At 59.2% G+C, this 8,530-nt stretch carries 6 protein-coding genes and 2 pseudogenes; 7 read left to right on the forward strand and 1 reads right to left on the reverse strand.

The window, feature by feature from the left end; genetic code table 11:
- Window positions 1-98: 98 nt before the first annotated feature.
- The 7 genes and pseudogenes from AC1D2P_RS18940 to AC1D2P_RS18970 form a co-directional block, all read left to right on the forward strand.
- A pseudogene (locus tag AC1D2P_RS18940) lies at window positions 99-454 on the forward strand (TolC family outer membrane protein); the annotation flags it as partial.
- Between the two features lie 192 nt (window positions 455-646).
- Entirely contained in the window at window positions 647-2,803 is a 2,157-nt protein-coding gene (locus tag AC1D2P_RS18945) for a type I secretion system permease/ATPase (protein WP_109788057.1), read from the forward strand.
- Window positions 2,793-4,160 (forward strand): HlyD family type I secretion periplasmic adaptor subunit, encoded by a 1,368-nt coding sequence (locus AC1D2P_RS18950; protein WP_046033207.1) that lies wholly within the window; start codon window positions 2,793-2,795, stop codon window positions 4,158-4,160. Before AC1D2P_RS18945 ends, AC1D2P_RS18950 begins: the two co-directional genes overlap by 11 nt.
- A gap of 335 nt (window positions 4,161-4,495) precedes the next feature.
- Window positions 4,496-5,398: a TauD/TfdA dioxygenase family protein gene (locus tag AC1D2P_RS18955; protein ID WP_109788058.1), complete on the forward strand. Its 903-nt coding sequence runs from the start codon at window positions 4,496-4,498 to the stop codon at window positions 5,396-5,398.
- 18 nt (window positions 5,399-5,416) lie between these two features.
- Entirely contained in the window at window positions 5,417-6,442 is a 1,026-nt protein-coding gene (locus AC1D2P_RS18960) for an ABC transporter substrate-binding protein (protein WP_109788059.1), read from the forward strand.
- A gap of 5 nt (window positions 6,443-6,447) precedes the next feature.
- Complete coding sequence (locus AC1D2P_RS18965; protein ID WP_109788060.1) at window positions 6,448-7,308, forward strand: ABC transporter ATP-binding protein; 861 nt, start codon at window positions 6,448-6,450, stop codon at window positions 7,306-7,308.
- A 20-nt stretch (window positions 7,309-7,328) separates the two neighbouring features.
- A complete protein-coding gene (locus AC1D2P_RS18970; protein ID WP_077430941.1) occupies window positions 7,329-8,195 on the forward strand; it encodes an ABC transporter permease in 867 nt (288 codons plus the stop codon).
- Between the two features lie 184 nt (window positions 8,196-8,379).
- Here the strand turns inward: AC1D2P_RS18970 and AC1D2P_RS18975 are convergent.
- Window positions 8,380-8,530 (reverse strand): annotated as a pseudogene (locus tag AC1D2P_RS18975) (IS256 family transposase); the annotation flags it as partial.

Genomic DNA, 8,530 nt, shown 5'->3' on the forward strand with positions numbered 1-8,530 from the left:
AGTTCGAACTTTAAACTTTCCGACATACGGTCGCGCCAGATGCCATCATCCGCCGCGGCCGTGCGTTGTGAGGTGATTCACGACAAGTAATTGCGGGAATTCGAACCGTCCGTCTGCAACTGTTCAAGGCTTTACCCTTTGCTCTAGCCGCCACGTTTGTTGAGGCACAGCCATTGCGCAGACCATGCAACAGGCGCTGGATGTCCATTCGGAAATCCAGGCAGGTGTTAATAGTCGATTAGCCGCGGATTATCAGTTAAAGGCGGTTAAAGGGGGATACCTTCCACGGGTTGACCTGCTGGGCGGTTATGTTCGTGACGACAGTGACAACGTCACTACGCGAGAGGCTTCAAATAATAGTCGTTGGGAGACACTGAACCGTAGCGAGTCGAATTTGCGTTTGTCACAAAAGGTTTTCGACGGCTTTTCGACGTCCAGTGAAGTGGGGCGTCAATAATCCGCGGAGATCAAAAACATTCATTTATTTACTCAATACCGAATCAAGGCGACCATGGGCAAGTTGCTCAAGGGCCAGGGAGTGGTCGCACTGTTGGCCGCCATTGTGCGGAACAACGTGAAGCCGCAGGTTCAGCTCCCCGGGATGAATTGAGTCCTCCCTTTTTACCGTTAGCCAAGAGTGTCGAGCGTGGAATCAGAAGTCAGTCGAGTCGAACTCATCCATGATCCACGCACGCTGCATGACGATCCGTTACTGGATGGCTTGCTAGCCCTCTGCACTCTGCATCAGAAGCCGGCCAGCGCCGCGATGTTGACCACCGGCCTGCCGTTGCCCAAGCAACACCTGAGCGTCGAATTGCTGCCCCGCGCAGCCGCGCGCGCCGGCCTGCAAGGGCGGGTGTTGCAACGCAAGCTTGAGCAGATCCCGGCGATCGCGATGCCGGCGTTGCTGTTACTCAAGGAGGGTCGCAGCGCCGTTCTCCTCGGCTGGCAGGGTGACGATCAGGCTCGCGTGTTGCTCAGCGAAAGCGATGGTGGCGAAAGTGTTGTCAGCCGCCAATTGCTGGCCGACGACTACACCGGCAAAGTGTTTTTCGCCCAACCCCAGCATAAATTCGACGTCAATCACGGCACGCTGATCCCGCGCGCGCGCTCGTGGTTTCGCGACACCCTCAAGCGCTCGCGCTGGCTGTACGCCGACGCCATCGCCGCGAGTTTCCTGATCAACATCATCGCCATGGCCGCGCCGCTGTTCGTGATGAACGTCTACGACCGCGTTGTACCGAACCAGGCCGAATCGACCCTGTGGGTCTTGGCCATCGGCATCACTGGCGCTTATTTGTTCGACCTGATCCTCAAAAGCTTGCGCAGCCTGTGCCTGGACCTGGCCGGTAAAAAAACCGACCTGATCATCTCCGCCACGTTGTTCGAACGCATCGTCGGTATGGCCATGAAATACCGACCGGCCCGGGTCGGCAGCTTCGCCCAGAACATCCATGAGTTTCAGAGCCTGCGCGACTTCCTCGCCTCGTTGACACTGACCAGCCTGATCGATCTGCCGTTTACGCTGCTGATCTTCATGGTCATTGCCATTCTCGGCGGGCACCTGGTGTGGATTCCGGTGCTGGCATTCCCGATTGCCTTGTTGATCGGTTATGCCCTGCAGAAACCGCTGGTGGCGACCATGGAACGAACCATGGCCCTGGGCGCCGAGCGGCAATCGAGCCTGATCGAAACCCTTGCCGGCCTTGACGCGGTGAAGGTCAACAACGCCGAAAGCGAACGCCAGTATCAGTGGGAGCAGACCATCGGCACCCTCAGTCGCCTCGAACTGCGGGTGAAAATGCTCTCCGGCCTGGCGATGAACATCACCTTGCTGATCCAGCAACTGGCCGGGGTGATCATGATCGTCTTCGGCGTGTACCAGATCATCGCCGGCAACCTGAGCATGGGCGGCCTGATTGCCTGCTACATGCTCAGCGGTCGCGCCCTCAGCCCGCTGGCTTCGTTGTCCGGCCTGCTGACCCGTTACCAGCAGGCGCGAGTGACCATGACCTCGGTCGATCAAATGATGGAGCTGCCGCAAGAGCGCAACTTCGAAGAGCGCCCACTGAGCCGCAAGACACTGCAAGGTGCCATCGAGTGCCGGCAGTTGAATTTCACCTACCCGGGCCAGCAGAACCTGGCGCTGAAAAACATCAACCTGACCATCAAACCGGGCGAGAAGATTGGCATCATCGGGCGCAGCGGTTCGGGCAAAAGCTCTCTGGCCAAACTGGTGGTTGGGCTGTATCAGCCGGACGACGGCGCGCTGTTGGTGGATGGCGTCGATATCCGGCAGATCGACGTGAGCGAATTGCGCCACAACATCGGCTACGTGGCCCAGGACATCCAATTGCTGGCAGGCACCTTGCGCGACAACCTGGTGTCGGGCGCACGTTATGTCGAAGACGAATTGGTCCTGCAAGCCGCCGAACTGGCAGGCGTGCATGAGTTCGCTCGCCTGCACCCGCAAGGCTATGAACTGCAAGTCGGTGAGCGTGGGCAGAACCTGTCCGGCGGTCAGCGCCAGAACGTTGCGCTGGCCCGCGCATTGCTGCTCGACCCGCCGGTGCTGCTGCTCGACGAACCCACTAGCGCCATGGATAACACCGGCGAAGAACGCCTCAAACAACGCCTCGCGGCGGTGATTGAAAGCAAGACCGTGGTGCTGGTCACGCACAGGGCGTCACTGTTGTCGTTGGTGGACCGCCTGATCGTTATCGACCGTGGACAGATTCTCGCCGATGGCCCGAAAGCCGCCGTGATGGAAGCGTTGAAGAAGGGGCAGATCAGTGTTGCTTAAGACGGGTTTCAAGGATTCTATCGGTCGTTACTTCAAAGGCTCCGAGTCGCTGCATGAGCAGCCATTGCCCGAGGTTAAAAAAGCCCTGATCGAAGACGCGCCGCGTGTGGTGCGGCTGACGATCTGGGCGATCATCGCCTTCTTCGTGTTCCTGATGCTCTGGGCCAATTACGCCGTGATCGATGAGGTCACCAAGGGCGACGGCAAGGCGATTCCTTCGTCCAAGATCCAGAAAATCCAGAACCTTGAAGGCGGTATCGTCTCCGAACTGTTCGTCAAGGAAGGGCAGATCGTTGAGGCGGGTGCGCCGCTTCTTCGCCTGGACGACACGCGCTTTGCCTCCAATGTCGGTGAAACCGAAGCGGATCGCTTGTCGATGTTGCTGCGGGTGGAGCGCTTGAGCGCGGAAGTCGACGACCGACCGCTGAATTTTCCGGCCGATGTGCTCAAAGCCGTACCCGGTCAGGCCGCCAGTGAAGAGTCGCTGTACACCAGCCGTCGCCAGCAACTGCACGATGAAATCGGTGGTTTGCAGGAGCAGTTGATCCAGCGTCAGCAAGAGCTGCGCGAGTTCACCTCCAAGCAGTCGCAGTACCGAAATGGTCTGGCGTTGCAACGTCAGGAAATCAGCATGTCCGAGCCGCTGGTGGCCCAGGGCGCGGTGTCGCCGGTCGAGGTGTTGCGACTCAAGCGCGCCGAAGTCGAAACCCGCGGGCAACTGGACGCCACGACGCTGGCCATTCCTCGCGCCGAATCGGCGATCAAGGAAGTGCAGCGCAAGATCGACGAGACGCGCGGCAAATTCCGCAGTGAAGCCCTGACCCAACTCAACGAAGCGCGCACCGATCTGAACAAGGCCCAGGCCACCGGCAAAGCGCTGGAAGACCGGGTCAGCCGGACGCTGGTGACATCGCCGGTGCGCGGCATCGTCAACAAGTTGCTGGTGAACACCATTGGCGGCGTGATCCAGCCGGGCAGCGACCTGGTGGAAATCGTGCCGCTGGACGACACCTTGCTGGTCGAGGCAAAAATCCGCCCGCAAGACATCGCCTTCCTGCACCCGGGGCAAGAGGCGACGGTGAAGTTCACGGCGTACGACTACACCATTTATGGTGGGCTCAAAGCCAAGCTCGAACAGATCGGTGCCGACACCATCACCGATGAAGACAAGAAAACCACGTACTACATCATCAAGCTGCGCACCGATCGCAGCCACTTGGGGACAGATGAAAAGCCGCTGTTGATCATTCCAGGGATGGTGGCGTCGGTGGATATCATCACCGGCAAGAAGTCGGTGCTCAGCTATTTGCTCAAGCCGATCATTCGGGCGCGGGCTGAGGCGCTGCACGAGCGGTAGTTCCCGGTTGTGGCTGCCGGCCTCATCGCGAGCAAGCTCGGCTCCTACAGGGATCGCGTTATGATCGTTCCCACGCTCTGCGTGGGAATGCCGCCGGTAATTCCTGTAGGAGCCGAGCTTGCTCGCGATGGCGGCGCCAAGGACAACACACCTCAAAAGCCATATCGTTATTCGCTAACGGTATTTAAATTTCAATTCTTATATCTATAAAGTCACTCTCCTGCGTACCTGCCGACCAATCGGCGCGCCGCACGACACGAACCAACACGGGACCTCCGTGAGTTTCTTGATCGACGTGCGCGCCCTTGAGCGTGCCGTGCGTGGGAGTGATTTTTATGTCAGCCGTCTCTTTCTCTTCAGGGCATGCCGCTCAAGGCATCGCGCCACAAACCTTCGACATCCGCCCGTTCAGTGGCGCTGTCGGTGCCGAAATTATCGGTCTCGACCTGTCTCGCCCGATCAATGACCAGGACTTCGCCCGCATCCACCGCGCGCACCTGGATCATCACGTCGTGGTGTTCCGCGAACAGCGCATTACCCCCGAGCAGCAAATCGCCTTCAGTCGTCGTTTTGGTGTGTTGCAGATTCACGTGCTCAAACAATTCCTGCTGGCCGGGCATCCGGAAATCCTCATCGTTTCCAACATCATCGAAAACGGCCAATCCATCGGTCTCGGCGACGCTGGCAAGTTCTGGCACTCCGACCTTTCCTACAAAGAACTGCCCAGCCTGGGTTCGATGCTGCACGCACAGGAGCTGCCGTCCGAGGGCGGCGACACCTTGTTCGCCGATATGCACAACGCCTGGGACAACCTGCCGCAAGCCTTGCGCAATGCGGTTGAAGGCCGCTCGGCGGCGCACTCCTACACGGCGCGCTACAGCGAGACCAAATTCGAAGGCAACTGGCGTCCGACATTGACGCCCGAGCAACTGGCTCAGGTCGCCGAAGTGGTTCACCCGATTGTGCGCACCCATCCGGAAAACGGCCGCAAGGCGTTATTTGTCAGCGAAGGGTTCACCACCCGCATCGTCGGTTTGCCGGATGACGAGAGCCAGCAACTGCTCGACGAACTCTACGCCCACAGCGTGTTGCCGCAAAACATCTACCGCCATCAGTGGCAGCCCCACGACCTGGTGTTTTGGGACAACCGCTCGCTGATTCACCTTGCCGCCGGATGCCCAAGCCATCTGCGCCGCAAGCTGTATCGCACCACCATCCAGGGCGACGCGCCTTTCTGATTTGTCGGAGATTTGATCATGTCCAAACGTCTTCCATTTGCACCACTGGCGGCGGCCATTGGCCTGGGGTTCAGCCTGATCGCCGGTAGCCTGGTGGCGCCCACCGCAGCTCACGCCGAAGGTGAAATCCGCATCGCCGAGCAGTTCGGCATCGTCTACCTGTTGCTCAACGTGGTGCGCGATCAGAACCTGATCGAGAAGTACGGCAAGCAGGAAGGCATCGACATCAAGGTCGACTGGACTCAACTGTCCGGCGGCGCGGCGGTCAACGATGCGCTGCTCTCCGGCTCGATTGATATCGCTGGCGCGGGCGTCGGCCCGCTGTTGACCATCTGGGACCGCACCCACGGCAAGCAGAACGTCAAGGCCGTGGCCTCCCTCGGCAACTTCCCTTACTACCTGGTGAGCAACAATCCCAAGGTCAAAACCATCGCCGATTTCACCGAAAAGGACCGCATTGCGGTGCCTGCGGTGGGGGTGTCGGTGCAATCGCGGTTCCTGCAATACGCAGCTGCCAAGCAGTGGGGCGACAAGGAATTCAATCGCCTCGACAAGTACACCATCGCCGTTCCGCACCCGGATGCCACGGCGGCGTTGGTGGCCGGGGGCACCGAGTTGTCCGGGCACTTCTCCAACCCGCCGTTCCAGGATCAGGAGCTGGCCAATCCCAACGTCCACGTGGTGTTGAACTCCTATGACGTGCTCGGCCCGAACTCGCCGACGGTGCTGTTCGCCACCGAGAAATTCCGAGACGAGAACCCGAAAACCTACAAGGCCTTCATTGCCGCGCTGTCTGAAGCGGCTGAATTTGCGCAGAACGATAAAGGCGCGGCCGCCGACACTTACATCCGGGTCACCAACGCGAAAATCGACCGCGCTGCGCTGCTGAAAATCATCGACAACCCACAGTTCGAATTCAGCGTCACACCGAAAAATACCTATCCGTTGGCGGAATTCCTCTACCGCGTCGGCGCGATCAAAAACAAACCGGATTCGTGGAAGGACTACTTCTTCCAGGACACCAAGCCACTGCAAGGGAGCTGATCGAAATGAACGCCCCTTTGCAAGGCCACACGGTCAGCAATCCGGCCACGGCAGCCCAGGCGCTGCTGTCGGTCGACAACGTCAGCCTCGAATACCGCACGCCGCAGCGTGTGGTTCGGGCGACCCATCAAGTCAGTTTTGAAATCGACCCGGCGGACCGCTTCGTATTGCTTGGCCCTTCCGGCTGCGGCAAATCGACGTTGCTCAAAGCGGTCGCCGGGTTCATTGAGCCCTGTGAAGGCGAGATTCGCCTGCAAGGCCAGACCGTCAGCGCACCGGGGCCGGACCGGATCGTGGTGTTCCAGGAATTCGATCAACTGCCACCGTGGAAAACCGTCAAACAGAACGTGATGTTTCCGCTGCTGGCGTCTAAAACCCTGAAGCGCAAAGAGGCTGAAGAACGGGCGCTGCACTACCTCGACAAGGTGGGTCTGGCGGCGTTTGCCGATGCCTATCCGCACACGTTGTCCGGCGGCATGAAAGCGCGCGTGGCGATTGCCCGGGCGCTGGCGATGCAACCGAAAATCCTGCTGATGGACGAACCCTTCGCCGCTCTCGATGCACTGACTCGCCGCAAGATGCAGGAAGAATTGCTGCTGCTCTGGGAGGAGGTGCGCTTCACGTTGCTGTTCGTCACCCACTCCATCGAAGAAGCGCTGGTGGTGGGCAATCGCATTCTGCTGCTGTCGCCACACCCTGGGCGCGTGCGGGCGGAAGTCCACAGCCATCAATACGATTTGCACAGCCTTGGCGGCATGGCTTTCCAGGAATCGGCGCGGCGCATTCATCGGTTGTTGTTCGATGAAGGCCAGTCGCCGGAAACCGCACGCGAGCTGGATTTCGCCGACATTCGCATCGCTTATTGAGCCATTGAGAGGACTGCCCGATGAGCCATTTATCATCTGCGCGTGAAGAGTTTGAAACCGTTTTACAGCCGCTGACAAGCGTACCGCTGGAGCGTGAATTGCCGCTCGGTCAACGCCTGTGGCAGCAGGGCTGGATTCGTAAAAGCCTGATTCTTGTGTTGTTGGCGGTGCTGTGGGAAGTGGTCGCCCGGGTTCAAGGCAACGACCTGTTGCTGCCGAGTTTTGTGCAAACCGCTAGTGCGCTGTACGACGGCTTGCTCAGTGGTGAACTGCTGGGCAAAGTCTGGATTTCGTTGGTGGTGTTGCTCAAGGGGTACCTGATCGGCATCGTCCTGGCGTTCGCGCTGACCACCCTCGCGGTATCGACCCAGTTCGGTCGCGACCTGCTCAGTACATTGACCTCGATGTTCAACCCGCTGCCGGCGATTGCGTTGCTGCCGTTGGCATTGCTGTGGTTCGGCCTGGGGCAGAACAGTCTGATTTTCGTGCTGGTGCATTCGGTGCTTTGGGCCTTGGCCCTGAACACCTATGCCGGGTTTCTCGGCGTCTCGGAAACCTTGCGCATGGCCGGGCGCAATTACGGCCTCAAGGGCATGCGCTTCGTGCTGTTCATCCTGATTCCGGCCGCGCTGCCGTCAATTCTCGCCGGGTTGAAAATCGGCTGGGCGTTTGCATGGCGCACGTTGATCGCCGCAGAACTGGTGTTTGGCGCCACCAGCGGCAAGGGTGGGTTGGGCTGGTACATCTTTCAGAACCGCAATGAGCTGTACACCGACAAGGTCTTTGCCGGGTTGGCGGTGGTGATCCTGATCGGGTTGCTGGTGGAGAACCTGGTGTTCGACACGTTGGAGCGGGTGACGGTGAAGCGGTGGGGGATGCAGCGTTAAGTTTTTCGGTGTCTGGTTTTCCTTTTTCATTCAGATGACCGTGCAGGGCGCATTGCTGGCGACTCAGGAGCAGTTTGTCGAGGACTCGACCGGGGAATCGCTGGACGTTGTTACCGTCGACGAGGGACTGTCAGATATTTTGTGTGCGGGCCGTTAACGGCCTGCCGTTAGGCAGGCCATGCTTTTACCAGGTCGGCCTGATAAATCGATCTCCGTACAGAATCGCGAATTGATTCATCGCACTTTTCCAGTCATGGGCCGCGGCCCCCCAGTTTGCTGTGATATTGCGCAGTCCAAGCCAGATCAGTTTTGTCGCCGCATCGTCAGTCGGGAAG

The organism is Pseudomonas sp. P1_F1_2 (assembly GCF_056405815.1).